At 71.5% G+C, this 26,293-nt stretch carries 28 protein-coding genes; 13 read left to right on the top strand and 15 right to left on the bottom strand.

Annotated features, from left to right (window positions below):
• Positions 1-2: 2 nt before the first annotated feature.
• The 3 genes from CXQ97_RS02515 to CXQ97_RS02525 form a co-directional block, all read right to left on the bottom strand.
• Positions 3-1,160 carry a mannitol-1-phosphate 5-dehydrogenase gene (locus CXQ97_RS02515; RefSeq protein ID WP_104179239.1) on the bottom strand — a complete coding sequence of 386 codons (1,158 nt, stop codon included), beginning with the start codon at positions 1,158-1,160 and terminating at the stop codon, positions 3-5.
• Positions 1,160-3,148 carry a PTS mannitol transporter subunit IICBA gene (locus CXQ97_RS02520; RefSeq protein ID WP_104179240.1) on the bottom strand — a complete coding sequence of 663 codons (1,989 nt, stop codon included), beginning with the start codon at positions 3,146-3,148 and terminating at the stop codon, positions 1,160-1,162. Before CXQ97_RS02520 ends, CXQ97_RS02515 begins: the two co-directional genes overlap by 1 nt.
• A gap of 61 nt (positions 3,149-3,209) precedes the next feature.
• On the bottom strand, positions 3,210-3,938 hold the full coding sequence (locus CXQ97_RS02525; protein ID WP_104179241.1) for a TetR/AcrR family transcriptional regulator: 729 nt from the start codon (positions 3,936-3,938) through the stop codon (positions 3,210-3,212).
• Positions 3,939-4,053: 115 nt separating this feature from the next.
• On the opposite strand from CXQ97_RS02525, the gene ptsP reads away from it, so the two are divergent.
• Entirely contained in the window at positions 4,054-5,739 is a 1,686-nt protein-coding gene (gene ptsP / locus CXQ97_RS02530) for a phosphoenolpyruvate--protein phosphotransferase (RefSeq protein WP_104179242.1), read from the top strand.
• Positions 5,740-5,781: 42 nt separating this feature from the next.
• Here ptsP and CXQ97_RS02535 read toward each other — a convergent pair whose 3' ends face one another.
• Both CXQ97_RS02535 and CXQ97_RS02540 read right to left on the bottom strand, forming a co-directional pair.
• On the bottom strand, positions 5,782-6,684 hold the full coding sequence (locus tag CXQ97_RS02535; protein WP_104179243.1) for a DUF6807 family protein: 903 nt from the start codon (positions 6,682-6,684) through the stop codon (positions 5,782-5,784).
• A 13-nt stretch (positions 6,685-6,697) separates the two neighbouring features.
• Positions 6,698-7,852: a Gfo/Idh/MocA family protein gene (locus tag CXQ97_RS02540; protein ID WP_258062152.1), complete on the bottom strand. Its 1,155-nt coding sequence runs from the start codon at positions 7,850-7,852 to the stop codon at positions 6,698-6,700.
• 116 nt (positions 7,853-7,968) lie between these two features.
• On the opposite strand from CXQ97_RS02540, the gene CXQ97_RS02545 reads away from it, so the two are divergent.
• A complete protein-coding gene (locus CXQ97_RS02545; RefSeq protein WP_258062153.1) occupies positions 7,969-9,081 on the top strand; it encodes a LacI family DNA-binding transcriptional regulator in 1,113 nt (370 codons plus the stop codon).
• A 42-nt stretch (positions 9,082-9,123) separates the two neighbouring features.
• Here the strand turns inward: CXQ97_RS02545 and CXQ97_RS02550 are convergent, their stop codons facing one another.
• Positions 9,124-9,348: a hypothetical protein gene (locus CXQ97_RS02550; RefSeq protein ID WP_104179246.1), complete on the bottom strand. Its 225-nt coding sequence runs from the start codon at positions 9,346-9,348 to the stop codon at positions 9,124-9,126.
• Between the two features lie 317 nt (positions 9,349-9,665).
• Between CXQ97_RS02550 and CXQ97_RS02560 the strand changes: the two genes are divergently transcribed.
• The 9 genes from CXQ97_RS02560 (at position 9,666) to CXQ97_RS02600 (ending at position 16,134) form a co-directional block, all read left to right on the top strand.
• Positions 9,666-10,415: a GAF and ANTAR domain-containing protein gene (locus CXQ97_RS02560; protein WP_104179248.1), complete on the top strand. Its 750-nt coding sequence runs from the start codon at positions 9,666-9,668 to the stop codon at positions 10,413-10,415.
• Positions 10,415-10,702 (top strand): hypothetical protein, encoded by a 288-nt coding sequence (locus tag CXQ97_RS02565; RefSeq protein ID WP_104179249.1) that lies wholly within the window; start codon positions 10,415-10,417, stop codon positions 10,700-10,702. Before CXQ97_RS02560 ends, CXQ97_RS02565 begins: the two co-directional genes overlap by 1 nt.
• 51 nt (positions 10,703-10,753) lie before the next feature.
• Positions 10,754-11,050, top strand: a complete 297-nt coding sequence (locus CXQ97_RS02570) for a hypothetical protein (RefSeq protein ID WP_104179250.1) — start codon at positions 10,754-10,756, stop codon at positions 11,048-11,050.
• A gap of 114 nt (positions 11,051-11,164) precedes the next feature.
• Positions 11,165-11,464 carry a hypothetical protein gene (locus CXQ97_RS02575; RefSeq protein ID WP_219815373.1) on the top strand — a complete coding sequence of 100 codons (300 nt, stop codon included), beginning with the start codon at positions 11,165-11,167 and terminating at the stop codon, positions 11,462-11,464.
• A gap of 97 nt (positions 11,465-11,561) precedes the next feature.
• Positions 11,562-12,749 (top strand): Gfo/Idh/MocA family protein, encoded by a 1,188-nt coding sequence (locus tag CXQ97_RS02580; protein WP_104179252.1) that lies wholly within the window; start codon positions 11,562-11,564, stop codon positions 12,747-12,749.
• Complete coding sequence (locus CXQ97_RS02585; RefSeq protein WP_104179253.1) at positions 12,746-13,900, top strand: dihydrodipicolinate synthase family protein; 1,155 nt, start codon at positions 12,746-12,748, stop codon at positions 13,898-13,900. The genes CXQ97_RS02580 and CXQ97_RS02585 overlap by 4 nt, the downstream gene beginning before the upstream one ends.
• Positions 13,897-14,787, top strand: coding sequence for a sugar phosphate isomerase/epimerase (locus tag CXQ97_RS02590; RefSeq protein WP_104179254.1), 891 nt, complete (start codon positions 13,897-13,899; stop codon positions 14,785-14,787). The genes CXQ97_RS02585 and CXQ97_RS02590 overlap by 4 nt, the downstream gene beginning before the upstream one ends.
• A gap of 9 nt (positions 14,788-14,796) precedes the next feature.
• The gene (locus CXQ97_RS02595) at positions 14,797-15,186 is read left to right on the top strand and encodes a nuclear transport factor 2 family protein (protein ID WP_104179255.1); all 390 of its coding nucleotides are present in this window, start codon (positions 14,797-14,799) and stop codon (positions 15,184-15,186) included.
• Between the two features lie 120 nt (positions 15,187-15,306).
• Entirely contained in the window at positions 15,307-16,134 is an 828-nt protein-coding gene (locus tag CXQ97_RS02600; protein WP_104179377.1) for an SRPBCC family protein, read from the top strand.
• 346 nt (positions 16,135-16,480) lie between these two features.
• Here CXQ97_RS02600 and tsaD read toward each other — a convergent pair whose 3' ends face one another.
• Genes tsaD through alr form a run of 5 tightly spaced genes read right to left on the bottom strand, consistent with a single transcriptional unit; the run spans position 16,481 to position 20,427 of the window.
• On the bottom strand, positions 16,481-17,581 hold the full coding sequence (gene tsaD, locus CXQ97_RS02605; RefSeq protein WP_104179256.1) for a tRNA (adenosine(37)-N6)-threonylcarbamoyltransferase complex transferase subunit TsaD: 1,101 nt from the start codon (positions 17,579-17,581) through the stop codon (positions 16,481-16,483).
• Complete coding sequence (rimI, locus tag CXQ97_RS02610; RefSeq protein WP_104179257.1) at positions 17,578-18,045, bottom strand: ribosomal protein S18-alanine N-acetyltransferase; 468 nt, start codon at positions 18,043-18,045, stop codon at positions 17,578-17,580. Before rimI ends, tsaD begins: the two co-directional genes overlap by 4 nt.
• The gene (gene tsaB / locus CXQ97_RS02615; protein ID WP_104179258.1) at positions 18,042-18,722 is read right to left on the bottom strand and encodes a tRNA (adenosine(37)-N6)-threonylcarbamoyltransferase complex dimerization subunit type 1 TsaB; all 681 of its coding nucleotides are present in this window, start codon (positions 18,720-18,722) and stop codon (positions 18,042-18,044) included. The genes rimI and tsaB overlap by 4 nt, the downstream gene beginning before the upstream one ends.
• Before the next feature lie 9 nt (positions 18,723-18,731).
• On the bottom strand, positions 18,732-19,280 hold the full coding sequence (gene tsaE, locus CXQ97_RS02620) for a tRNA (adenosine(37)-N6)-threonylcarbamoyltransferase complex ATPase subunit type 1 TsaE (RefSeq protein WP_104179259.1): 549 nt from the start codon (positions 19,278-19,280) through the stop codon (positions 18,732-18,734).
• A complete protein-coding gene (alr, locus tag CXQ97_RS02625; protein WP_306739481.1) occupies positions 19,264-20,427 on the bottom strand; it encodes an alanine racemase in 1,164 nt (387 codons plus the stop codon). The genes tsaE and alr overlap by 17 nt, the downstream gene beginning before the upstream one ends.
• A 74-nt stretch (positions 20,428-20,501) precedes the next feature.
• Here alr and CXQ97_RS02630 point away from each other — a divergent pair, with 74 nt between their 5' ends.
• Entirely contained in the window at positions 20,502-21,080 is a 579-nt protein-coding gene (locus CXQ97_RS02630; RefSeq protein WP_306739482.1) for a GIY-YIG nuclease family protein, read from the top strand.
• An 80-nt stretch (positions 21,081-21,160) separates the two neighbouring features.
• Here CXQ97_RS02630 and CXQ97_RS02635 read toward each other — a convergent pair whose 3' ends face one another.
• Entirely contained in the window at positions 21,161-22,339 is a 1,179-nt protein-coding gene (locus CXQ97_RS02635; protein ID WP_104179260.1) for a PfkB family carbohydrate kinase, read from the bottom strand.
• Between the two features lie 117 nt (positions 22,340-22,456).
• On the opposite strand from CXQ97_RS02635, the gene CXQ97_RS02640 reads away from it, so the two are divergent.
• Positions 22,457-23,824: a 6-phospho-beta-glucosidase gene (locus tag CXQ97_RS02640; RefSeq protein WP_104179261.1), complete on the top strand. Its 1,368-nt coding sequence runs from the start codon at positions 22,457-22,459 to the stop codon at positions 23,822-23,824.
• Here the strand turns inward: CXQ97_RS02640 and CXQ97_RS02645 are convergent.
• Genes CXQ97_RS02645 through mgrA form a run of 3 tightly spaced genes read right to left on the bottom strand, consistent with a single transcriptional unit; the run spans position 23,779 to position 26,206 of the window.
• Entirely contained in the window at positions 23,779-24,579 is an 801-nt protein-coding gene (locus CXQ97_RS02645; RefSeq protein ID WP_104179262.1) for an HpcH/HpaI aldolase/citrate lyase family protein, read from the bottom strand. The genes CXQ97_RS02640 and CXQ97_RS02645 overlap by 46 nt on opposite strands.
• Positions 24,576-25,160: a GNAT family N-acetyltransferase gene (locus tag CXQ97_RS02650; protein WP_104179263.1), complete on the bottom strand. Its 585-nt coding sequence runs from the start codon at positions 25,158-25,160 to the stop codon at positions 24,576-24,578. Before CXQ97_RS02650 ends, CXQ97_RS02645 begins: the two co-directional genes overlap by 4 nt.
• Entirely contained in the window at positions 25,160-26,206 is a 1,047-nt protein-coding gene (gene mgrA, locus CXQ97_RS02655) for an L-glyceraldehyde 3-phosphate reductase (RefSeq protein ID WP_104179264.1), read from the bottom strand. Before mgrA ends, CXQ97_RS02650 begins: the two co-directional genes overlap by 1 nt.
• Positions 26,207-26,293 lie beyond the last annotated feature (87 nt).

Raw genomic sequence — 26,293 nt, forward strand, 5'->3', positions numbered from 1 at the left:
ACCTATGCCCGGTGATGTCCCGGTGCGTGCTGCGAGATCAGTTCACGCACGGGCCCGAACAGCGGGTGCCCGGGCTCGAGGCCCGTGATCGACGTCGCGGCCTCCCCCGGTTCCTGCGCGGCCAGGATCTCGGCCAGTGCGGCGACCTCGGGATCATCGGGCGCCGAGAAGGCCAGGGCCGCCCGCATCGCCTCGAGCAGGGCGACGGGCTGCACTCCCGCCTCGGCCAGCTCCGCGGCCGGACCGATGAACCGCTCGTGTCGGCTCAGCTTGCGGAGCGGCGCCCTGCCCACGCGTACCACCGTGTCCGGCAGGTGCCGGTTGGTGAAGCGCCGCAGGATCTTCTGCACGTAGGCCTCCTGCTCCGCGTCGTCGAACCCGTGCTTGGAGACCAGCAGTTGCTTCGTCTCCCCCAGCACGGCACGGACCCTGGCGGCGATGCCGTCGTCGGCCATGGCGTCGGCGATCTTCCCGACGCCGGCGGCGTACCCGAAGTAGGCCGCCGAGGCGTGGCCGGTGTTCACCGTGAAGAGCTTCCGCTCGATGTAGGGCGCGAGGTCGTCCACGTAGGTCGCCCCGGGGATCTCGGGCGCATGGCCCTTGAAGGGGGTCCGGTCGATGACCCACTCGAAGAAGGTCTCCACGGTGACGTCCAGTCCCTGCCCGGCCGCCTGGTCGGGGACGATGCGGTCGACGGCCGTATTGGCGAAGACCGTCCTGGACGCGAGGTCCAGGGCCGGGCCGTCGTACGCCTGCTCGACCTCCCGGCGCAGGATGTCGGTCGCGTTGATGGCGTTCTCGCAGGCCATGACCTGCAGCGGCGGCAGGTCGGCGTCGCGCCGGGCGACGGCCCGGGCGATCACGGGTGCGAGGAACCTGAGGACGTTCGGCCCCACGGCCGTGGTGACGATGTCGGCCGTCGCGATCTCCGCGACGACCTCGTCCTCCTGCGACCTCGAGTTGAGGGCACGGTAGTTGTCGACCGTCTTCACGGCCGGCTCCTCGCCGACCTCGTGGACGTCGTAACTGGGCGTCGAGACCAGCTGGTCGATGAGGGCGTCCGCGACGTCGGCGAAGACCACCTCGTACCCGGCTTCGTGGAGCAGGAGCCCCACGAAGCCGCGTCCGATGTTGCCGGCACCGAAATGTACTGCCTTCACTAGGCGTTGACCTTTCCGAAGAGGGCGAGGACCTCGTCCACGGTGGTCGCCTCGTCGAGCCTGGCCACCTGCTCCTTGTCCGAGAACACGCGGGCGATCGCGGAGAGGATGGACAGGTGCTCGTTGTTGACGCCGGCGACGCCGACCACGAACTTGACCTGCTTCCCGTTCCAGTCGATGCCCTCCGGGTACCGGATGATCGATACGGCCGAGCGCCGGATCAGGTCCTTGGCCGCGTTGGTGCCGTGCGGGATGGCGAGGAAGTTGCCCATGTAGGTGGGGACCGACCTCTCCCGCTCGTGCATCGCCGCGACATAGGTGACGTCGACCGCACCGCGGTCCACCAGCAGGCGGCCCGCCTCGTCGATGGCGTCCTGCTGCGTGGTGGCCGTGCCGTTCAGCACCACGCTCTCGTGGGCGAGGACGTCGCCCGTGGTCCCACCGGAATCCGCCTCGTTCCCGGAGCCCGTGTCGGCCGCCACGGCCGCAGGCGTCGGGTTGTGCGGGTCGAGGCCGCCCTCTGCCGCCGCGCTGGCGCGCACCAGTTCCACGATCTCCTCGTAGCGGGGGCTGTTCATGAAGTTGTCGACCGAGACGTGCGTCGCACTCTGCGTCAGGGGCTCGGCGCGGGCGGCGAGATCCTGGTGCGTGACGACGACGTCGTAGTCGTCCTTCAGGTTGGCGATGGCGAGGTTGACGACCTTGACGTCCGGGAAGCCGGCCGCCTTGATCTTGTTCCGGAGCACCGAGGCGCCCATCGCGGAGGATCCCATGCCGGCGTCGCAGGCGAACACGATGTTGCGGATAGGACCGTTGGTCGCCGAGGTGGAGCGGAAGGTGCCCGCCACCGAGCTCTTCTTGCCCTTCAGGCTCTCCATGCGGGACGCGGCGCCGGCGAGGTCGCCGTCGTCCTGGTTCTTGGCCGTCTTGAGGATGACGGAGGCGACGAGGAAGGACACGGCCGTGGCGAGCACGACGGCGAGCGCGACGCCGAAGTAGCTGTCACGGGCCGTCTGGGCGAGCACGGCGATGATGGATCCCGGAGCCGCCGGGGCCACGAGGCCTGCGTTGGTGATGCTCAGCGTCGCGATGCCCGTCATGCCGCCGGCGATCGCGGCCAGGATCAGCAGCGGGCGCATGAGCACGTAGGGGAAGTAGATCTCGTGGATCCCGCCGACGAAGTGGATGATGGCGGCACCGGGCGCCGAGGCCCTGGCCGCGCCGCGACCGAAGAACATGTACGCGAGCAGGATGCCGAGGCCCGGGCCGGGGTTGGCCTCGAGCAGGAACAGCATGGACTTGCCCTGCTCCAGCGACTGCTGGATGCCGAGGGGCGTCAGCACGCCGTGGTTGATGGCGTTGTTGAGGAAGAGCACCTTGGCGGGCTCGATGAAGATGCTGGTCAGCGGGAGCAGACCGTTGTTGACCAGGAACTGGACCACATTGCCGGCACCCGTGCTGAACGCCTGCACGAGCGGCGCGACGCCGTAGAAGCCGAGCATCGCGAGCAGCGCGCCCCAGATACCGGCGGAGAAGTTGTTGACGAGCATCTCGAAGCCGGGCCGGATCTTGCCGTCCCAGAGCGCGTCGATCTTCTTCATGGTCCAGCCGCCGAGCGGACCCATGATCATCGCGCCGATGAACATGGGGATACCGGCTCCGACGATGACGCCCATCGTCGCGATCGAGCCGACGACGCCGCCGCGGACGTCGTAGACCATCCGGCCGCCCGTGTAGGCGATCAGGAGGGGCAGCAGGTACGTGATCATCGGGCCCACGAGCCCGACGTTCGCGACGCCGTCGGTCTCGCCGAAACCGCCGAGCTGCGGTACGGGCAGCCAGCCCTTCTCGATGAAGAGGGCGGTGATGAGCCCCCAGGCGATGAAGGCGCCGATGTTGGGCATGATCATCCCGGACAGGAACGTCCCGAATTTCTGCACGCGGACCCGGGCGCTGGTGCCTGGCCTCGCTTCTGTTTGAGTTGCCACATTCTTTCCTTACCGTCGTTCCGCAACTTTGCGGGGAGGGATGAGTCCAGGTCGGGAAGCGTCAGCTTCCCGACCTGCTGGAGATGCGCTGGAGCCATTCGAGGAACAGCTTCAGCTCGGAACCGGAGAGCTGGTCGGGGTGCGAGGACTGCAGCGCGGCGTTGAGCGCTATCGCGGCCACGACCACCGAGGGCGTGCCCTCGGTGTCCGTTGTGGGATCGGCCTCGGAATCCGTGGCCACGGCCGAGATGACCGCTTCCCGCGTCATCGCGGAGAGTTCGAGGTTGCGCTTCGCCGCCGGTTCCGCGATCAGCATGAGCGTGACGCCGATGTTCGCGGCGAGGATGCTGCGCGCAGCTTCGTGCGGTGTCACCACGAGGCGGGCCGCCGCAGCTGCCCGCGCCAGGACTTCCTCGAGGAAGGCCTCCGCGCTGGCCACCATCGATGGCCGGCGCTCGGGCCGGATGTTGCCGAACATGACCAGGTAGAGGTGGGGATGGTCGAGGCCGAACTGCACGTGGTTGTCCCAGTGCATCCGGAGGTCCTCGACCGGCTGACCCGACGTCGGGAGATTCCTCTCGGCGTCGAGGTACTCGGAGAAACCCTCCGCGACGACGGCGTCGAAGAGGCCCTCCTTGTCCCCGAAGTGGTGGTAGAGGGTGGGTGCGGTGACGTGCGCAGCCTGCGTGATCTGCCGCGTCGAGACGGCCTCCCCGTTGGACTCCGCGAGAAGTGCCGCGGCGGCCCGGAGAAGCCTCGTCTTAGGCGTGGGTTCGCCTACCTTCTTCATGGCTGCTACCGTAGCACCTATAGCGGTGTTATATGAATTGGGTCACACGTTTCTCGTGCCGGAGGCGGCACAATGGAGACGAACACGACCACCGGCAAGGAAGCGAGGACGTTCAATGGTGAATTTCGCAGGAGTCGGAGTGAGCCCCGGGCGCGTGATCGGCCCCGTACGCCACATGCCGAAGTCGGTCGGGGAACCGCCCGCCGGCGAGCGCCACGAGACCCCCGATGCGCCCGAACAGGCGGTCGCTGCGCTCAGGACCGCGTCGAAGGCCGTCCAGGAGGAGCTCAAGCGGCGCGCCGAGATCGCCAAGGGGGATGCCAAGGGCGTCCTGCAGGCGACGTCCCTCATGGCCGCCGATCCCATGCTGCTGAAGTCCGCGACGAAACTGATCAACAACGGCATCTCCCCCGCCCGTGCGGTCTGGGAAGCCGGCGCATCGGTCGCCGAGATGCTCCACAACCTCGGCGGCTACATGGCCGAGCGGACCACGGACGTGCTCGATGTCCGGTCCCGGATCGTCGCCGAACTGCGCGGACTCCCCGCGCCCGGCATCCCGGCGTCCGACACCCCCTTCATCCTGGTCGCCGAGGACCTCGCGCCGGCCGACACCGCGACCCTGGACCCGGCGGTGGTCCTCGCCCTCGTCACCTCCGGCGGCGGTCCGCAGTCGCACACGGCGATCATCGCCCGCTCCCTGGGACTGCCCGCCGTCGTCGCCGCCACCGGTGTGGAGGAGATCGGCACCGGTACGCCCGTCTACGTGGACGGCGCCGCAGGAACGGTCACCCTGGAGCCCGGGAACGAGGAGGAGGCTGCGGCCGAGGCCTACCGGGCCGCCGCGGCCGCGCTCACCCTGTTCGACGGCATCGGCGTCACCTCGGACGGGCACGAGGTCCCCCTCCTCGCCAACGTCGGCGGAGCCAAGGACGCCGTCAAGGCCGCCGCGGCGGGGGCACAGGGCGTGGGCCTGCTCCGCACGGAGTTCTGCTTCCTGGGGCGCGACACGGAGCCGACGTCCGAGGAGCAGATCGAGGCGTACCAGGGCGTCTTCGACGCCTTCCCCGGCAAGAAGGTGGTGGTGCGCACGCTCGACGCGGGCGCCGACAAGCCGCTGCCCTTCCTCACCGATACCAGTGAGCCCAACCCGGCCCTCGGCGTCCGGGGCTACCGCACCGACCTGACGTCCCCGGGCGTCCTCGAGCGCCAGCTCAAGGCCATCGCGGACGCCGCCTCGCAGGCCACGGCCGACGTGTGGGTCATGGCCCCGATGATCTCGACCGCCGAGGAGGCCGCGGACTTCGCGAAGCTGTGCAGCAACGCGGGCCTGCAGACACCCGGCGTCATGGTGGAGGTCCCGTCGGCGGCGCTGATGGCGGAGGCGATCCTCGGTGAGGTGGCCTTCGCGAGCCTCGGTACCAACGACCTCACGCAGTACACCATGGCGGCCGACCGCCAGCTCGGCTCCCTCGCAGCACTCAACAACTCCTGGCAGCCGGCCGTCCTCCGGATGGTCGGGCTGACCGTCGAGGGGTCCGCGGCGGAGGGCCATGCGAAGCCCGTGGGCGTCTGCGGCGAGGCGGCCGCGGATCCGGCGCTCGCCGTCGTCCTCGTGGGCCTCGGCGTCTCGACCCTGTCGATGACGCCCCGCGCGCTCGCCGGCGTCGGCGCGGTCCTCAACAGCGTGACCCTCGCCGAGGCGCAGCGCATCGCGTCGATCGCCGTCGCCGCTCCGACCGCCGCGGAGGCGAAGGCGCGTGCCCGGGCGCAACTGCCCGTACTCGAGTCGCTCGGACTGTAGGGGCTCCGGGGCGTCCGCCTGGAGCGGGCGCCCCGCCGTCGCTCAGGCGGGAGCACACCCTGCACGGACCGCGGCCGCCGCGAAGCCGTCCCCGTCCACACGCGTGTCCGCGACCAGCAGCGACCATCCCCAGTCCAGGGTGCCGCCGGCCGCGAGGTGGAGCTCCCGGTGGAAGAAGGGTGCCGCGCACAGCATCGGGGTGTCGGCGCTCCGGACGAACCAGGAGCGCTCACCGGGATTGCCCTCCGCCGGCACCATGAGCACCGATGCGCTCTCCGACCTCACGCCGAGCCAGGGATAGGCGCTGCCCATGGCGTCCGCCCCGCCGACGACGCCTCCGGCCGCTCGACCCGCCCCGGTGGAGGGGGCGATGATGTCCGCGCCGTCGAAGGAGGGGGCGAGGCGGAGGAAGAAACCGCCGTAGCCGGCATCGGGGCGTCCTGCCGTCGTGGGGCTGCCGAAGGCGAGCGGACCGGGGCTGGTGTTGACCCACGTGCTGCGGACGGTGGTGCCCAGCCACTCGACGCCCCGGACCTGAACGGTGTCGGCGTGCCAGCTCCTCTCCTCGGTGAGGAGGACGGCGCCGTCGGCGCCACGCCAGTCGAGGTGCTGGAGGACACCGCCTCGCCGCCGCTCCGAGGCCCGCACCTGCTGGGAGCCGTTGTTCGGCAGCTGCACGTAGCCGTGACCCTCGCGGTACGTCGGGCCTCCCCAGAGGTTGACCGGGAACTCCTGGCCCGCGACGTCGACGTTCGAGACCGTGATGCCGAGCCCCCAGTGCCAGGGGTGGTCGGCGGGGCGGTAGTCGCTCACGCACACGCCCCGGGGTGTCGAGACCGGGTGCAGGAAGGGTCGCGGCGCGTGCTCCTCCGGCTCGCCGCGGCCGTCGTGCAGGATGCCCGCCGAACGTCCGTCGGAGGTCAGGACGGCAAGCGGCCCGTTCATGCCGCGGAGCCGATCATGCCGCGGGTCCGGCGGAACGGCCCTCGGGGCGGCCTTCGATGATCGGCCCGGCCAGCGGTCCCCGCAGGGCAGGGTCGGCGAGGTCGGCCCGGGAGATCCACCGGCCGTCGCGGGCCGAGGCGTACATGCCGGTGACGATCTCGAGCGCGCGGGTCGGATGATCGACGACGTCGGGCATCCCGCGCCCTGCGACGAGCGAGGCGTAGACCTCGGTGAACAACGCGTCGTGCCCGCTCGGCACCTCTTGGTCGGGCAGGACCCATCCGCCCGCGGTCCCGGCATCGACGTGGTCCGCGGCGGTGATCCGCCAGTGGGCGTGTCCGTGCCCGTACAGGTGTTCGAGTTCGATCGTGGCGTTCTCCGTGTCGATCCGGAGGAGGCTCGACTGCCGCGGGGCCAGCACCGTCGAGACCACCGAGGCGACGGCGCCCGACTCGAAGACGAGGGACGCGTGGGAGAGGTCCTCCGTCTCGACGTCGTGCTGCAGGCGCCACATCGTCGCCTGCACGGCGCGCCATTCACCGAGGAGGTACGCGAGCAGGTCGATCTGGTGGCTCCCGTGGCTGAGCGTGGTGCCACCGCCCTCCGTGGCCCAGGTGCCGCGCCACGGGACGGCGAAGTAGTCGGCCGTCCGGTACCAGGAGGTCTGGCAGAGCGCCGACAGGGGCCGTCCGAGGGTGCCGGAATCGAGCAGCTGCTTCACCTGGGCGGCGGCCGAACCGGAGCGCTGCTGGAACACGACGGCCAGGCCCCGCCCGGCCGCACGGCCGGCATCGACCATGAGGTCGAGCTGGGCCAGGCTGAGGGCTGCAGGCTTCTCGACGACGACGTGGGCTCCGTGCGCGAAGGCGGCGACCGTCTGTTCGGCGTGGCCGCCGGGCGGCGTGCAGATGTGGAGGACGTCGATGTCCTCGGCCGCGAGCAGGTCCGCCAGCGAGGTGTGGCGGCCGGGCAGGCCATAGGCCTCCGCGAAGGCGGCGAGGTGCTGCTCGGACGGATCCGCCGCCGCGACCAGCTCGACACCCGGGAGGTCGCGCAGGGCCGCGGCGTGGAGGTGCGCGACGCTCCCGGTACCGAGGATCGCGGCCCGCAGCGGCACCCGCGGTCCGGCACCGGTCGTCGCGGCAGGTGGGGGCGCTGGCAGTGGCACGGTTCCTCCATTTCCCGATCGGAAGGCAGTGCGGGAAACAGTAGCAGAGAAAGCGTTTACCGATGGGGGCCGCGCAGGCCGGCCGTTCGTGCTGACGTGCGACAATGGCCCTTCCCATGGAATTCACAGGGCACGGCCGGGTGGCTGCTGCCCGCGTCATCAGGAGAGCGATGTCGGCACCGGCCAGCAAGAGCCCTGCGACCCTGCACGACGTGGCACGGGAGGCGGGGGTCTCGCTGGCCACCGCGTCGAGGTCGCTCAACGGCAGCGCCCGCAAGGTCAACGAGGCCTACCGCGAGCGCGTCGTCGAGGCGGCCCAGCGGCTGGGCTACACGACGAATCTGTTCGCGCAGGCGGTGGCGAAGGGAAGCACCACCACGGTCGCGCTCCTGGTCGCCGACATCGCGGACCCCTACTTCTCGAGCATCGCCGCGGGCGTGATCGACGCGGCGAGCGAGGAGGGCCTGGTCGTGACCATCGCGGTGACCGGGCGCAATGCCCAGCGGGAGCTCGAGACCGTCAAGGCGCTGCGCGGGCAGCGCCCGCGCGTGATGATCCTCGCCGGCTCACGCACCACCGGATCGACCGTCGAGGAGCAGCTGCGCGGGGAGTTGTCGGCCTTCGAGGACACGGGTGGCAAGGCCGCGTTCATCAGCCAGGACGCGCCGCCTTTCGCGTCCGTGCTCCTCGACAACCGCGGGGGTGCCCGCGACCTGGCCGTGGCCCTGGCCGGGCTCGGCTACCGGGACGTCGCGGTGATCGCCGGACCTCCCGAGATCAGGACCGCCGAGGAACGGCTCGACGGCTTCGCCGCGGGCCTCGCCGAACACGGCATCCCGCTGCCACCCGAACGCGTCATCCACACGGACTTCACGCGGGACGGGGGCTACCGCGGCACCCAGGACCTTCTGGCGTCGAAGGCCCCCGTGGACCTGATCTTCGCCGTCAACGACGTCATGGCCGTGGGCGTCGTCTCCGCCCTGCGGGACGCGGGGATCGTACCCGGCGTCGGGATCGGCGTCGCGGGCTACGACGACATCCCGACCGTCCGTGACATCACGCCCGCACTGACCACGGTGCGCATCCCCCTCGAGGACGTCGGGCGACGCGCCCTGCAGCTCGCCACCGGACCCGCCCCGGGGAGCACCGATCCGATGGCCGACGGGTCGCGGAGGCCGATCCCCATGGAGACGGTCATCCGGGAGAGCACACCGCGGCGTCAGGTATAGGACGATGGGCGGGCGTACCGGGCCGGCTCGGGCCGGGCCGCGTCAGAAGGGCAGGACGGGATCCGCTGGGGATTCCTGCGCCGCGAGCTTCACGACGTCGTCCAGCGGCAACTCGGCCACCTCGGCGACGACATGGATGTCCGCCCCGTGGCTGAGCGCCTCGGAGACGGCCTCCTGCAGGACGAGTTCGGCACGGTCGAGTTCGAACTCGACGTCCTCCTTGTCCGCGGCGGCTACACGGATCTTCTGCAGGTCTTCGTTCGTCATGGCGCTGGGGTACCTCTTCTGGATCAACGGCGGGACGCTCCCCCGTCCGCTCGCCGGGCCGATGGTCCGCCGGGCCGGGGATGGCGTCGTCGAGATCATCGTAACCAGACCGACGGCCGTGCGGGCGGAATTCTACGCGACACACGGGTGTCAGCGGGGTGAACGGCCCGGCGGCGTGATCGCCCTGCTTCGGCCGTGCCGAATGCGTCCCCGCACCACTAGAATGGAACAAGCGGATCGTGGGTACAGCGCGGTCGTGGTCTAGCAGGAGGCCCGCGAAGCCAGGGTCATGCCTGGCCCGAGGTTCGAGGCTACTGATGGACCTGTTCCCCCCTTCCGGTGAGCTCGGTACGGCGTTGGGCCGCATCCGGGGACTGACCCTCACGCAGGAGACCGCGCAGAACGCCGTTGACCTGCTGGCGCGCGTCACCCAGGAGACGACCCCCAACGCGTTCGGCGCGGGCGTCTCGCTCATCCACCAGGCCCAGCGGCTCAGCGTGGGAGCGACGGACGATCTCGTCCGACTCGCGGACGACCTGCAGTACGAGCTGGGTGAAGGACCCTGCCTGGCGGCATGGTCCTCCCGCGGTCCGGTGGGGGTCGACGACACGACCACCGATCATCGGTTCCCGCAGTGGAGCGCCGCAGCGGCGGACGCGGGAGTGCGGGCGTGTTTCAGTTTCCCCCTCCTGCGCGGACGCGACGCGATCGGCGCCATGAAGATCTACTCGACGGCCCCGTCGGCGTTCGGCGAGCCGGACCGTGCCCGCCTCGCCAGACTGGCCACCGCCGCCTCCGCGCTGCTCGGCCACGTCCAGACGTCCGAGACGACGACCCGGCTCAGCACCGAGCTCAGGGAGTCGTTGCGGGCGCGCGACCTCGTCGGGATCGCGAAGGGGATCCTGATGCAGCGCGAGGGCCTGACCGAGGCCGAGGCGCTCATGGCCCTGACGCTCCGCGCCCGTACCACCGGCGTCTCGTTCCGCCGCCTGACCGCCGAGATCGCCGCCGAGACGGCCGACGGGACAGCCTTCGGGACGGATCCCGGGCCATCGGAGATGCTGTGATGGCATTCCCCCACGCGGAGGAGCAGCGGGCGCTGACCTACGCCGCGGTCACGGACTCCGGGTTCTCGATGGGCGAGGTGTGGCTGCACTACTTCTCGCTGAGCGGCGAGGTCGACGAGTACGAGGTCGAGGCGTATCTCGAGGGGCTGATGCCCATGCCTCCCCTCGAGTGCGACGTCCTCGCCCTCGCGGTCAACGAACTGATCGACGGCCTGCCGCCGAGGAAGCGGGCGCCGTTCAGCGACGAGCTGGTCCGCGCCCATGCCGGGGCCGACGGCGTGGCGTAGCGGCCTCCCCGGACCGGGCTGGTTGTCGGACCCCCCGCATACCCTCGGGGCATGGCAGAACGACCGGGATGGCATGGCATCCCACCCAGCGCGGACAGGTACGTCCCACCGCTCCAGCTCGACGCCCCCCGAGGTGCCGTCACCGAACCGCCGAGCTCGCCCGCGCTGTGGGTCGACCTCGACTACCCCGACGGCTCCCGGCGCACCGCGAAGGGCTTCGCCATGGCCTGGACGGGGACCATGGTCCTGGCGCAGTGGATCGAGTACTCGCGGGCCCGCGAGGCATGGGTGGACGCGGCACAGTGCCGACGCCGCACGCTGGAGCCACGGACGACGCACGCCGCCTGAGTGCCGGGCACGGCATGCTCGACCGGGGCGCCCGCCGTTCCCGTCGGACGAGGCCCCCTCGTAGAGTGAGGGCATGGACCACCCGTCGTCGTGCGTCACCCCGCGGGCGGACGCGTGAACCGGACGCCGGGCTGGCACGGGACGCCTCCGGCGACCCCCGGGTTCATCCCGCCCCTGCAGCTCGAGGCTCCGACCGACGGGATCACCGAGTCGGTGTCCCCCGCTCCGGCGCTGTGGGTGGACCTCGAGTATCGGGACGGCTCCGGGCAGACCGTGCGCGGCTTCGCGATGGCGTGGACGGGCTCCGCGGTGCTGGCGCAGTGGGTCGAGTTCTCGATCGCCCGTGAGGCCTGGGTGCGCCCCGACCAGTGCACGCGGCGCAAGCTCCCTCGCCGTCCGGATGCCGGACACTGACCCCTCCCCCCGCTTATTGCCCCTCCCTCCTTCTTCCCCTACACTCGCGGTAAGCGTTTTCCAAACGGGACGATACGGCCGAAACCAAGGAGCTTCAATGTCGACGAGGACAATCGGGATCATCATGAACGGCGTCTCGGGGCGCATGGGATACCGGCAGCATCTGGTGCGCTCCATCCTCGCGATACGCGACCAGGGCGGAGTCCTCCTCTCCGACGGGACGCGGGTCCAGGTGGAACCGATCCTGGTGGGCCGCAACGAGGCGAAACTCGCCGAGCTCGCCGCGAAGCACGGGATCGAGCACTATTCCACCGACCTCGACAGCGTCCTCGCGGACCCCACGTGGGAGATCTACGCGGACTTCCTCGTGACCAAGGCGCGCTCCGCCGCCATCCGCAAGGCCATCGCGGCGGGGAAGGCCATCTACACGGAGAAGCCCACCGCCGAGACGGCGGCCGACGCGCTCGAGCTCGCGAACCTCGCCGAGGCCGCCGGCATCAAGAACGGCGTGGTGCACGACAAGCTGTACCTCCCGGGCATGCAGAAGCTCAAGCGCCTCGTCGACTCCGGGTTCTTCGGGCGCATCCTCTCCGTGCGCGGGGAGTTCGGCTACTGGGTCTTCGAGGGCGGCTGGCAGGACGCGCAGCGGCCGAGCTGGAACTACCGCTCGGAGGACGGCGGCGGGATCGTCGTCGACATGTTCCCGCACTGGAGCTACGTGCTGGAGAACCTCTTCGGCAGGGTCGAATCCGTGTATGCGCGCGCCGTGACCCATATCGACGAGCGCGTCGACGAGCAGGGCCGCCCCTACCGTGCGACGGCCGATGACGCCGCCTACGCCGTCTTCGAGCTCGAGGGCGGCATCATCGCCCAGCTCAACTCGAGCTGGACGGTCCGCGTGGACCGCGAGGAGCTCGTGCAGTTCCAGGTCGACGGGACGCACGGCTCCGCCGTCGTCGGACTGTTCGGCTGCAAGATCCAGCCACGCAACGCGACCCCGAAGCCGGTCTGGAACCCGGACCTCGAGGACAGCCACGACTACGACGCCGACTGGATCGACGTCCCCACCAACGAGGTGTTCGAGAACGGCTTCAAGACGCAGTGGGAGGACTTCCTGCGCCATGTGCTCGAGGACGCGCCGCACCCGTACGACTTCCTCGCCGGCGCACGCGGTATGTACCTCGCGGAGCAGGGCCTCGAGAGTTCCCGCTCCGGGCGCCGTCTCGAGCTGGAGGACGTGCACACCACGGCACTCCCCCGCGAGGAAGCGGCCACGCCGGCATGATCACGCTCGTCGATACGGCGGGGGCCACGTCCGCCGTCGAACTGAACCCCGCGCCGTCGTTCTCCAGGCCGACGGATGCGCTGCGCAGCCGCACCGTGTACGCCGCAGCCCATGTCGTCCCCCGGACCACGGCCGACAACGTGCCCGGCGCGCCGGCCGACCTCGACTGGGATGCGACGCTCGCCTTCCGCCACCACCTGTGGTCCTGGGGGCTGGGCGTCGCGGACGCGATGGACACCGCGCAGCGGAACATGGGGCTCGACACCATGGCGACGCGCGAACTGGTCACGCGGAGCGCCGCGGAGGCGCGGGCCGTGAACGGCTCGCTGGTCGTCGGGGTCAACACCGACCACGTCGACGACCCCGTGATCTCCCTGCAGGCCGTGATCGACGCCTACAAGGAGCAGCTGCACTTCACCGAGGACGCGGGCGCGTCCGTCGTCCTCATGGCGAGCCGCCACCTCGCCCGTGCCGCGCGGACGGCGGAGGACTACGTACGGGTCTACTCGGAGGTCCTGGCAGCCGCCGGCGCACCCGTGATCCTGCACTGGCTCGGCAGCGCCTTCGATCCCGAGCTCGGGACCTATTTCGGTTCGGCGGACACGGATGCGGCGTCGACCACGCTGCTCAAGATCATCGCGGATGCCCCGGACAAGGTGACGGGTGTGAAGATGAGCCTGCTCGATGCGGACTCGGAGCGGTCGGTACGCGCCAGGCTCAACGAGCCGGCCCGCATGTTCACGGGCGACGACTTCAACTACGTCTCCCTCATCCGGGGGGATTCCGCGGGGTACTCCGATGCCCTGCTCGGAGCGTTCGCGGCCCTCGGCCCGCACGCCTCGGCCGCGGTCCAGGCGCTCGACGCGGGCGACGGCGACACCTACGAGCGGATCCTCGGTCCGACCGAGGCGCTCTCGCGCCAGATCTTCGCGGCACCGACGTTCTACTACAAGACCGGGGTGGCCTTCCTCAGCTGGCTCAACGGCCACCAGCCCGGCTTCTCCATGGTCGGCGGGCTGCACGCCGCGCGCAGCCTGCCGCACCTGTCGGAGATCGTCCGCCTCGCGAACGGGTGCGGGGCCCTCGAGCAGCCCGAGCTCGCCCGCGACAGGTGGCACGCTCTGCTGAGGACCGCCGGGGTTCCGGCATGACGGCGCCGGACGGTCGCCTGTCCATCAACCAGGCGACCATCAAGTACGCACCGCTCGGGGAGGCGCTGGCCGCCACGGCGAACGCCGGCATCGCCGGCATCGGCCTGTGGCGCGACTCCGTGCAGGCCGCCTCCCTCACCGGAGCCGCACGCCTCCTCACCGACTCCGGGCTCCGGTTCTCGAGCCTGTGCCGGGGCGGATTCTTCACCGTCCCGGAAGGCCGGGCGCGCAGGGCGGCGATGGACGACAACCGGAAGGCCATCGAGGAGACGGCGACCCTCGCGGCCGCGGGAGCACCCGGGTCGGCGGCCGTCCTCGTGATGGTGGCCGGCGGCATCCCCCAGGGCTCGAGGGACCTCGCCGGCGCCCGCTCGATGGTGCAGGATGCCCTCGCCGAGCTCGCACCGGAGGCACAGGCGGCAGGGGTGACCCTGGCCCTCGAGCCGCTGCACCCGATGTACGCGTCGGACCGCGCGGTCATCTCGACCCTGAAGCAGGCACTCGACCTGGCGTCACCCTTCTCCCCCGCCGCGGTCGGCGTCGTGATCGACACCTTCCATGTGTGGTGGGATCCGGAGCTGCCGGCGGGGATCGCCCGCGCGGGCACGGAAGGACGTATCGCCAGCTACCAGGTCTGCGACTGGGCGACGCCCCTCGCCGCGGACGTCCTGCTCTCGCGCCACTACCCCGGGGACGGCGTCATCGATTTCCGTTCCATCACGGCAGCCGTCGAGGCCGCCGGCTACACCGGCGACATCGAGGTGGAGATCTTCAACCAGGAGATCTGGGACACCGCGCCGGCCACCGCGCTCGCGCGGACCGTCGAGGGCTTCGAGGCGAACGTGGCCGTGCACCTGCGACGCATGGGCGCCGACCTCGGTCGGTAGCATCTGCGTATGGAATCTACTGAGGTCGTCCGGCAGTACTGGTCGTCGGTGTGGAGCAGGGACTGGAAGGCGGTGGGGCGGACGCTCGCCGCTGACGTGGAGGTCTTCTGGCCCGTCACGCGCGAGATCATCCGCGGCAGGGACAACGTCGTGGCGGTCAACTCCGAGCACCCGAACGGGTGGAGCATCGACGTCCTGAACGTGTACGACGCCGGGGAGGTGGTCGTGTCCGAGGTCCAGGTGCCCCAGGAGGACGTCGGCATCTTCCGCGTCGTGTCCATCTGGACGGTGGCCGACGGCGTCATCACCTCGGGTCGTGAGTACTGGACCCTGTACGGGGGCGAGGAGGGACGCGACTGGCGGCGCAGGTACGCCAGCGTCGGCGACCTGCCCTCCTGAACTCGAGGACGGATCCCGTCCGGCTCGCATCCGGCACTGGTCACAGCCCGCGAGGCGCCATAAGCTAAGCAAGCTGATGAAATGATCAGTGTCCGTATCCCCAACCCTCAGGGAGGCATGATGAGCACGAAGGTCGAAGAAACCGTCGAAGTGAATCTTCCAGTGACGACCGTGTACAACCAGTGGACGCAGTTCGAGGAGTTCCCGCACTTCATGGGCGGGATCAAGCAGATCACCCAGCTCAGCGACGACCGCCTCGAGTGGGTCGCCGAGATCGGCGGCATCCGCCGCCAGTGGGAGGCGAAGGTCCTCGAGCAGGTCCCCGACCGCAAGGTCTCCTGGGCCGCCACCGAGGGTGCGACCAATGCCGGTTCGGTGACGTTCGAGGACCTCGGCGGGATCACCCGCGTCAACCTCGTCCTCGAGTACGAGCCGGAGGGCCTCGTCGAGAAGATCGGCGACAAGCTGAACGTCGTCGAGAACCAGGCGAAGGCGGACCTCCACCGGTTCAAGGAGTTCATCGAGTCCGAGAGCTATGCCACGGGCGCATGGCGCGGATCGGTGGCCGGCGTCGGCACCGCGGGTACACCCACGGTCGAGGACGCAGCGGGGTCACGCGGTGACGGCGGCAAGGCCGGCGTGTCCGGCAAGGTCGCGGCCGGCGTCGGCGTCGCGGCAGCAGCTGCGGTGGTCGGCGTGGCCGCGGCGGCCGGCAAGAAGAAGGACGACGAGGACGTCGAGACGGTGGATGTGGAGACGGTGACCGTCGTCGACGCCGCACCCGTGGTCCCCGAGACCACCCCGATCGTCGACGAGGTGGACGTCGTCGACGTCGACCCCGTACCCGCCGTGGACGGCGTTCCCGGGACGGGCATCCCGACCGGGACCCAGGGCCTCGAGAACGACCCGCTGGACGGCGACGCGACGAACCGCCGGGGCACGCTCTAGGCCTCGGCGCATCGGTGGACCGGATTCCCTCGGGAGTCCGGTCCTCTGTCGTTCCGGCGGCTGTTCCTCGGTGCACCCTCCGGGCACCGCGGGACTCCGGGAGGGTCGGGGCGGCATCCCGTGCTCTGTCCCGGCCGGGCCTTGACACCTCCCCGGCCCCTGGTGGTCGAATGGCTGTAGAGCTTGGCGACGGTCAAGCAGCCGGCAGCCGCCAAGCTCCCCAGAGGGCGACCAGGCACTCTTCCGCCTGGCTGCCCCTCCCGTGGGCCGGGTCCACACCTGACCGCTGACTGCGCGCCGAGGCGGTCCGGGCCGCGTCCCGCTGCCATCGCGCGAGGACGGGAGCCTAGGTCCGGTCCTCCCGGGCCGCAGCGAGGACGATCCGCGTGACGGGCAACGACGGGTCCGTCCCGAAAGCGGTCCCGCTCGGGCTCCCGCCGTCCATCACGATCCGGGCTCCGAGCGCCGCGACCATGGCCCCGTTGTCGGTGCACAGCGACGGCGCCGGCACGGTCAGGGTGATACCGGCGGCGGCACACCGCTCGGCGGCCAGTTCCCGGAGCCGCCGGTTCGCCGCCACGCCGCCCCCGAGCAGGAGGTTCGTGATCCCGTGTTCCCGGCAGGCGAGCACGGCCTTGGACGTGATGATGTCCACCACCGCCTCCTGGAAGGATGCCGCGATGTCCGCCACCGGGACGTCGATCCCCGCCGCCTCGTACTGCTCCACGCTCCGGGCCACGGCGGTCTTGAGCCCGCTGAAGGACCAGTCGTAGCGGTGCGGCCCCGGCTGCTCCGCCGTCCCCATGTACTTGGGCTGCGAGAGCCCGCGGGGGAAGCGGATCGCCTTCGGATCGCCCTCCCGGGCCAGCCGGTCGATGGCGGGACCGCCCGGGTAGCCGAGACCGAGGATGCGGGCCGTCTTGTCGTACGCCTCGCCGGCGGCGTCGTCGATCGTGGAGCCCAGGAGCTCGACGTCGCTCGCGATGTTCCCGACGCGCAGGATCTCCGTGTGGCCGCCCGACACCAGGAGCGCGCCGAGGTCGGGGGGCAGCCCGTCGGCGAAGGTGTCCCCGAGCATCCCGACGCCGACGTGCGCGACGAGGTGGTTGATCGCGTACAGGGGCTTGCCGGTGGCGACGGCGAGCGCCTTGGCGGCCGACACCCCGACCATGAGGGCGCCGGACAGTCCGGGGCCCGCCGTCACGGCGATGGCGTCGAGCTCGTCGAGTGTCACGCCGGCGTCGTCGAGCGCCGTCCTGAGGGTCGGGACGAAGGCCTCGAGGTGCGCCCGCGACGCGATCTCGGGGATGACGCCGCCGAACCGCACGTGTTCGTCCATCGAGGAGGACACGGTGTTGGTCAGCAGCTGCGTGCCGCGCACGATCCCCACCCCGGTCTCGTCGCAGGAGGACTCGATGCCGAGCACCAGGGGTTCCTCGCGGGTCATCGCGTTCCTCCCCGGTCCGCGGCGAGGACGAGCCGCATGACCCAGGCGTCCACGCCGTCGCGGTAGTACCTCTTCCTGGTGTGGATCTTCACGAAGCCGAAGCGTGAATACAGTTCCTGCGCGCGCGGGTTGTCGGCGCGCACCTCCAGCATCACGGTCTCGGCGCCGCGACGCCGGGCCTCGTCGAGCAGCTCGGTGAGCAGGGCGCGTCCGATCCCCCGGCCCTCGAAGCGCGGCAGCACACCGAGAGTCTGGATGTCGGCCGTCGTGGCGATGACCATGACCCCCGCGTAGCCCACCGCCTCGCCGTCGACCTCGGCCACGATGTAGCGCCGCGTGTCCGGCTGGAAGAACTCCGTGTAGAACATCTCGAGCGGCCAGGCGTCGGTGGGGAACAGCTCGTTCTCCAGCCGCCCGATGGTCCCGATGTCCTCATAGGTGAGGCTGCGCAGGGTGAAGCTCACGCCGTCGCCCGCTTCCGTGGCCCGGGCACCCTGGCGTCGGACTCGCGCAGGTAGAGCGGCGCGGTGTCCCGCAGCGGCTCCCCGGCGAGGAGGCGGCACCGGGCCACGCGGGCGAGCGGTACGGCATCGGGATCGGACGTCGCGAGGGCCGGCAGGCCGTCCAGGTCGTCCGGGTAGAGGCTCGCGGCACGACCCGCCAGGGGCATGCCCTGCGGCAGGGTCGCCGCAGCGCCGACGTGCGGGCCGTCGAGGAGTTCCGGCAGCCGGCTCCCGTCCGCGGGCGCACGGTACGCGGCCCAGTAGACCTCCCCGCGGCGGGCATCGGTGCCCACGAGGAATCCGCCCCCGGCGGGGACGGCCCGGCCGGCGACGGCGTCGAAGGCCAGCGCGTCGAGGCTCAGGACCCCCAGGAGGGGGACGTCCCACACGAAGCCGAGCGTCCGCGCGGTGACGAGTCCGGCCCGCAGGCCCGTGAAGGGTCCCGGGCCCACGCCGGCGACGATGCCGTCGAGGTCGGGGCCCGCCACTCCTGCGTCGGCGAGGATCCGCTGCACCGCGGGGGCGAGGACCTCGGCATGGGACCGCGTGTCGGCACTGCCGAACCGGCCGACGACGACGTCGTCCCGCAGGAGCGCGACGGTCGCGGCGGCGGAGGTGTCGAGGGCGAGGAGAAGCACCCGTCCAGCCTAGTCGAGGAGGAGCGCCGGCAGCCCTGCACGCCAGCGCGGGCCGAAGCCTGCGAGGGTGACGGTGCGCACCTCGTCCTCGCCGTCGTCGTCGAACACCGTGACGGGGCCGTCGGTGGACCCTCCGGCCGGCGTGCCGCCGAGGGGACGGACGATGGCCACGTGCAGCCGGCTGTCGCTCAGGTGCTCCACGCGTCCCGCCCCCCACTCGACGACCGTGACGTTGACGGCCATCGTGGCCTCGAGGTCGAGGTCGTCCACGGCCGCCGCGCCGTCCAGGCGGTAGGCGTCCACATGGACGAGGCCGGGCCCGCCACCCGTCGAGCCGTGCTGGCGGACGAGCACGAAGGTCGGCGAGATGATGCGGTCCTCGACCGCGAGGCCCCGCCCCAGGCCCTGCGTGAACGTCGTCTTGCCGGCGCCCAGCTCACCGGTCAGGACCAGCAGGTCGGCGGGTCGCAGCAGCGGTGCGAGGGCGACGGCGAGCGCCTGCAGTTCCGCCGCCGAACCGACGTCGTAGGAGGCCGTCCACTCAGGCGCCGTCGTCATCGTGCGCCTCCTGCCGCGCGTCCAGGTACACCCGTTCCACGCGGTCGCCGATCCGCGTGACCACCTCGTAGTTGATCGTCTGGGCGGCGGCGGCCCAGTCCTCCACCGGGGGCGAGTCCGCGCCGCCGAAGAGCACCGCGCGCTCGCCGAGCGGACTCTCCGGCGAGTCGACCAGGCCCGTCGCCCCGAAGTCGATGACGAGCTGGTCCATCGCGATCCGTCCCACCACGGGGTAGATCCGGCCGCCGACGAGGACCGGCGCACCCGTGGCGATACGCGGGACGCCGTCACCGTAACCGACGGGGATGAGCCCGAGCGTGGTGGGCTTCTGCGTGCGGTAGCCGTAGCCGTAGGAGACGCCCTGGCCCGCGGGCACCTCCTTGCAGTTCGAGACCGTGGTGCTGAGGGTCATCACGGGCCGCAGCCCGAGGTCGGCGGAGCCCTGGTCGGAGAAGGGCGAGAGTCCGTAGATCCCCAGGCCGACACGCACGAGGTCGAAGTGGCAGTCGGGCCGGGAGAACGTGGCGGGGGTGTTGGCGAGGTGACGCACCTCCACGTCCACGCCCGCGTTCTCCGCGGCGGCGACGGCCTCGCGGAACGCCTGCACCTGGAGGTCGGTCTCGGGGCGTGTCGGTTCGTCGGCGACGGCGAGGTGGGAGAAGATCCCGACGACCCGGATCAGCCCCTCCTCCTGGTAGGCGACCGCCCGGCTGAGCAGGGCGTCCCACCGGTCCGGCGGGCAGCCGTTGCGGCCGAGGCCCGTGTCGATCTTCAGGTGGACGATCGCGGGACGCTCCAGTTCGCGTGCCGCCGCCGTCACGCGCTCGAGCTCCCACCCCGAGATGCCGAGGTCGAGTCCGTGCTCCACGCCCGCGGTGAAGTCGGTTGCGGCGGTGTGCAGCCAGGCGAGGATGGGCGCCTCGATGCCCGCCTTCCGGAGGGCGACGCCCTCGCTGATGTGCGCGACGCCGAGCCAGGCGGCCCCCGCCTCCAGCGCGGCGCGGGCGACGGGGAGGGCTCCGTGGCCATAGGCGTTGGCCTTCACGACGGCCATGACCCGGGCGGGATGGGCGACGTCGCGCAGGTGTCGGACGTTGTGCCGCAGGGCCTCGAGGTCGATCTCTGCAGCACGTTCGGAGGAAGTCACCCGCCCTATTCTGCCAGCTCGTGCGGCAGCACTCAGGGTTGATTCCCCGGGGAGGAGCGGGAACAATCGAAGGCGTGTTCGATCCTCCGCCCGCCGCTGCCGGGTGCGTCCTCCCCGACGGGACCGGGCAGGCCTGCGGCCGGGCCACGGACGGCACCCCCTTCCCGCTGTGCCCCGCCCACGTGGCGCTCGTCTCCGAATGGTCGGACGCCGCGTGGGGCGTGACCGATCTGCTGCCGGCGGCCTGCCGGGCGTGCGGTGCGAGGATCGGCGTGCGGTACCCGTCCGGCTGGGCGTGCGCGGCCTGCGAGTGGCGGATGGGTGACGTCCTCGACGACGGGCTGCCGGCTCCGCGGGTCGACGTCGTCTACTACATCCGGTTCCGGGACCGTATCAAGATCGGCACGACGGCGGACCCGCGCAAACGCCTCGCGCGCATCTGGCACGACGAGGTCCTGGCGTTCGAGCGCGGCGACCGGCTCGTCGAGCGGCGCCGGCACGACCAGTTCTCCGGGCTGCGCCTCGACCGCTCCGAGTGGTTCGAGGCGGCGCCGGACCTCGAGCAGCATGTCGGGCGGCTCGCCGCGGGCGTCGAGGACCCCTGGGCCCTGTATGCACGCTGGCTCGGCGAGGCGGCGGCCCTGCGCGGGTGACCGGCCCGGGCCCACACGCACGGGCGACCGGCCTGTCACCCGTGCGTGTCGGCCCGCGGCCCGGACGGACCGTTCCGGGGTCAGCGCGAACAGGTGTCGTCCCGGTCGGCGACCAGCTCCTCGCCGTCGGGCCTCACCGGGATCTCCAGGCGCGTCTCGGACGGGCGCGACGGCGAGGCGTCGGACTGGCGGGCGATGGTCGCCGTCGCGCGGCGCAGGGCCTCGGTCGGGACGTCCGACACGAGGTCCTCCAGGAAGGCGTACCGGCGCAGCCACTGCCTCCGCACGGCGCCACGCCCCGTGGTGACCCGATGCCACCAGTCGGCGATATCGCCCCACCCCGGCGCGGCCAGCGACCCTCCGACGTGCTGGACGGAGAGCGAGGCGCAGAGGTTCGCGAACCGGAGGCGGTCGGCGAGCGGGAAACCGGCGAGGTCGCCCATGACGAACGCGGCCCCGAAGCAGTCCCCCGCGCCCGTCGGATCGTATGCGGCGACGGGCAGGGCCGGCACCCACTCCTCCTCCCCCGTCTCCGAGTCGATGGCGATGGCCCCCTGCTGGCCGACCGTCACGACGGCGACGGGCACGCGGTCCGCGAGCGAGTACAGGGCGGCCCACGGGTCGTCGGTCCGCGTGTATGCCATGGCTTCGGCGGCGTTGGGCATGAACGCGTGGAAATGCTCGAGGGACGCCAGGGTCTCGGGAGCCCACTCGCCTGCCGCGTCCCAGCCGACGTCGCCGAACAGCTTGGTACCGGCGGCGGCCGCGGCCCGGGCCCACGGCTCCACCTCCCGCTCCAGGCTCACGATGGCGGCCCGGCACGACGGCGGCGTGCCGATCAGTTCGGTGGCGCGCAGCGGCGAGGGATGGCCGTGCGTGATCATCGAGCGGTCCTGGTGCACCGACAGGGACACCGTGACGGGCGAGTGCCACCGTCCGAACACGCGCGAGCGCGACAGGTCGACGTGCTCCTGGTCCTGCAGCACGTCCCAGTTGAACTGGCCGTACCCGTCGTCGCCGAACGCTGCCGCGAGGGTCGTGCGGAGCCCGAGCCTGCTGGCGGCGATCGCCTGGTTCGCGATGCCACCCGGCCCCGACCCCATGCCCTCGGTCCACACCTCGGTACCCGGGGACGGCAGCTGCTCGAGGCCGGTGAAGATGATGTCGAAGAACACCTGCCCGGCGAGCAGGAGGTCGAACTCGGGTCCGTCCGGGCTGCGCGTGGCCGCCAGCGGATCGAAGCGGTGCGGTTGGACCATGTACGGCAGAATATCCCCCAGGCGCCGGTCGCGGGGCGAGCGGCGGCCCGAAGGCCCCGATTCGAGCCCCGACAGCAGCAGCCTGACGACAGCCCATCCACGGAAGCGGGACGAGCCTTGCCTGAGACGGTCGGAACCGGCGCGCGCCTCGTCATCGTGGGCGGCGGTGGCTTCCGCGTACCGCTCGTCCACCGCGCACTCGCGGACGGCCCGTTCGCGGGGCTCGTGTCCGACGTCGTCCTGCTGGACGCCCGACCCGAGCGGGCGCATGCGATTGCGCGGGTCCTCGAAGCCCTGCCGCCGTCCGGCGGCCCGCGTCCGTCGGTTCGCGTGGAGGACCGCCTCGAGGACGCGCTCGAGGGTGCCGACATCGTCTTCGCCGCTGTGCGCAGTGGCGGGGCGGAGGGCCGCGTCCTCGACGAGCGCGTGGCCCTGGACGTCGGACTGCTCGGGCAGGAGACGGTCGGCGCCGGTGGGATCTCCTACGCGCTCCGCTCCATCCCCGACATGATGCGCGTGGCCGGGGCGATGCGCACCGTCGCGCCGGACGCCTGGCTCATCAACTTCACGAACCCCGCCGGGATGGTCACCGAGGCGCTCTCGGTGGTCCTGGGTGACCGGGTCGTCGGGATCTGCGATTCGGCCTCGGGCCTCGTGACCCGTGCTGCCCGTGCGGCGGGCGCGGATCTGCGGGGTGGGCTCGCCGGGGTGGACTATGTGGGCCTGAACCACCTGGGCTGGCTCCGCGCACTCGACGACGGCGGAACGGACCGCCTCCCCGGGCTGCTCGCCGATCCGGTGCGCCTCGCCGGTTTCGAGGAGGGCCGGCTCTTCGGGCCGGATCTGCTGAGGGTCCTCGGCGCGCTGCCCAACGAGTACCTGTTCTACTACTACTTCCACCGGGAGGCGCTCCGCTCCATCCGGAGTGCGGACAGGACGCGCGGGGAGATCCTGCGCGACCAGCAGCGCGACCTCTACCCGCGCCTTCTCGCCACCGACGAGCCCCTCGAGGTGTGGGAGACGGCCCGGCGCGAGCGGGAGTCGGGGTACCTCGCCGAGGCCCGCGCGGCGGAGGAGGAGCGCGACGAGGCGGACCTCGCGGGCGGCGGGTACGAGCGCGTCGCCCTGCAGGTCATGCGGGCGCTGCTCACGGGGCGGACTGCCGAGCTGATCCTCAACGTGCGCAATGGACGGACGTTCCCCGGGCTGCCCGAGGACGCCGTCGTCGAGGTGCCGTCCGTCGTGGACGCGACCGGGGCGCATCCCCTGCCGGCGGCCCCCCTGACGCCCCACCAGCTCGGGCTCATGTCGGCCGTGAAGGCCGTCGAGCAGGACACCATCCGTGCGGCGGTGCACGGGGACCGTGACGCCGCCCTCCGGGCCTTCGCCGGGCATCCGCTGGTGGACTCGTTCCATGCCGCGGGGAGGGCGCTCGCCGGTTACGAGGAGGCGTTCCCCGCGTTGAGGGAGTCCTGGGTCGGCTGACCCTGGTCGCCGGGCATCCGGCGACGCATCTCCTCCACCCCGAGGGCCACCAGGGCCGCGTCGGTGGTGGCGGCGATCCACTGGAAACCCGCCGCGGCGAGGAGGGCTGCCCGCTCGGGCGTGCCGGCGTAGGCTCCGGCGCGGAGACCGGCCCGGGTGCAGGCGCGGATGATCCGGGCGAGGGGAGAGTCCTGGCCGGCGTGCGCCGCCAGGAGGTCGTCCACCTGCAGGCCGAGCGCGAGGGAGAGGTCGAACGGGCCCACGAAGATCATGTCGACGCCGGGGACCGCGGCGATCGCCTCGACGGCGTCCAGTGCGGCAGCGGTCTCGATCATCACGGCGCACAGGGGCACGGGGTGCATGCCGCCGTCGGAGCCCGGGCTGGACACCGGACGGCTGCCGGGCAGCGGCCCCCAGCTGCGCGTGCCGAGGGGAGGATAGTGGCTCGCGGCCACCGCGGCCTCGGCGTCGGCCACGCTGTCGACGAGGGGGACGACGACGCCGTCCGCTCCCGCGTCGAGCGCACGGCCGATCAGCGCGGCCTCGTTCGCCGCCACCCGGACCAGCATCGGGGTCGCGGGCGTCGGCCGATGGGCCAGCGTGTCCCGCAGGGCGCGATCGTCGAAGTGGCCGTGCTGTGCGTCGAGGCCGACCCAGTCGACGCCCGACCTCGCGATCTCGGCTGTCAGGCGGGGTTCGCCGAGGGTGGCCCAGGTGCCGAGGAGCGGGGCATGGACGGGCGTCGTCGCAGTCATGATCCCATTGTGGCCTGCGGGGGCTGCCGTCGCCCTGCGGTCCCTCGCGTCGCGGCCGGGACCGGCGCCGCTAAGAGGAGGCGGTGCATGATGTGGAGGCCCGTCGGTCCGGCCGACGGGTGGAGGAACGCTCCCGGGACGGTCCCGACGATCGTGAAGCCGAGCGAGGCCCAGAGGGCGACCGCGCGGTCGTTCGTCTCCACGACGGCGTTGAACTGCATGGCGGTGTAGCCGGCAGCCCGCGCCGCGTCGAGCACGTGGACGGCGAGGGCGCGGCCCACGCCCCGGCCTCCGGCGTCGGCCGCCACGAGGAAGGACGCGTTGGCGACGTGCGCGCCGTTGCCACCCCGGTTGGCATGCAGCTGTGCGGTGCCGAGCACGCGGCCGGTCCCCGCGTCCACGGCCACGAGGACGACGAGCGTCGGATCGGCTCCGGCCGGGCCGGGGAGCCACTCGAGCCGTCCTGCCTCCTCGTCCATGGACGGATCCCAGCAGTAGGTCTCCCCCGCCCGGACCACCGGCTCCATGATGCTCCAGAGGGCGGGCCAGTCCTCCGGCCCGGCCGTCCGGAACTGCAGCATCAGGCCTTGAGGGCGGCGGCCCAGAGGTTGATGTCGGATTCGACGGCGAATTCGTCGATGCTGGTGAGTTCCTCGGCGGTGAAGTCCAGGCGCTCGACGGCGGTGAGGCTGTCCTCGAGCTGGCCCACACTGGAAGCCCCGATCAGCGCCGACGTCACACCGGTGCCCTTGGACTGGTCCCGGAGCACCCACGCGATCGCCAGCTGCGCCAGCGATTGGCCCCGGCTCTCAGCGATCCTGTTCAGGCCCCGGATCCTCTCCAGGTTCTCCCCGCTCAGCTGCCCCCGATCCAGCGACTTACCCGCCGCGGCCCGCGAATCCTCCGGCACCCCGCCCAGATACCTATCCGTCAGCAGGCCCTGCGCCAGCGGGGAGAACGCGATCGACCCGGCCCCGACCTGCTCCAAGGCCTCGAACAGGTTCGGGTCCCCGTTCTCCGTCCACCGGTTCAGCATCGAGTACGACGGCTGATGGATCAGCAACGGCGTCCCCAACTCCGCCAGGATCGCCGCGGCCTCCAGGGTCCGCTCCGGCGAGTACGAGGAGATCCCCGCATACAGGGCACGCCCCGAGCGGACCGCCGTGTCCAGGGCCCCCATCGTCTCCTCCAACGGGGTCTCCGGGTCCGGGCGGTGACTGTAGAAGATGTCCACGTAGTCCAGGCCCATCCGGGCCAGCGACTGATCCAGACTCGCCAGCAGATACTTCCGCGACCCGAAGTTCCCGTACGGGCCCGGCCACATGTCGTACCCGGCCTTCGTGGAGATCACCAGCTCGTCCCGGAACGGACCGAAATCATCCTTCAGATGCCGGCCGAAGTTCGTCTCCGCACTCCCGTACCGCGGACCATAATTGTTCGCCAGATCGAAATGCGTCACCCCCAGATCGAACGCCCGCCGCAGGATCGCCCGCTGGACATCGAACGCCCGATCATCCCCGAAGTTGTGCCACAACCCCAACGACACCGCGGGCAACAACAGCCCACTCGCCCCCACCCGCCGGTACGGCATCGAAGCATAACGGTCATCAGCAGGGTGAAAGGTCATGCCTTCATCCTAGGCGGAGCGTCGTCCGTCCGCCGGGAGGCCTGGTGGGACGGGACCGGGCTGCGCCCTCCCGTCCCCGTCCGTGCC

It is taken from the genome of Arthrobacter sp. B0490 (genome assembly GCF_002929355.1).
Lineage (GTDB): Bacteria > Actinomycetota > Actinomycetes > Actinomycetales > Micrococcaceae > Arthrobacter_D.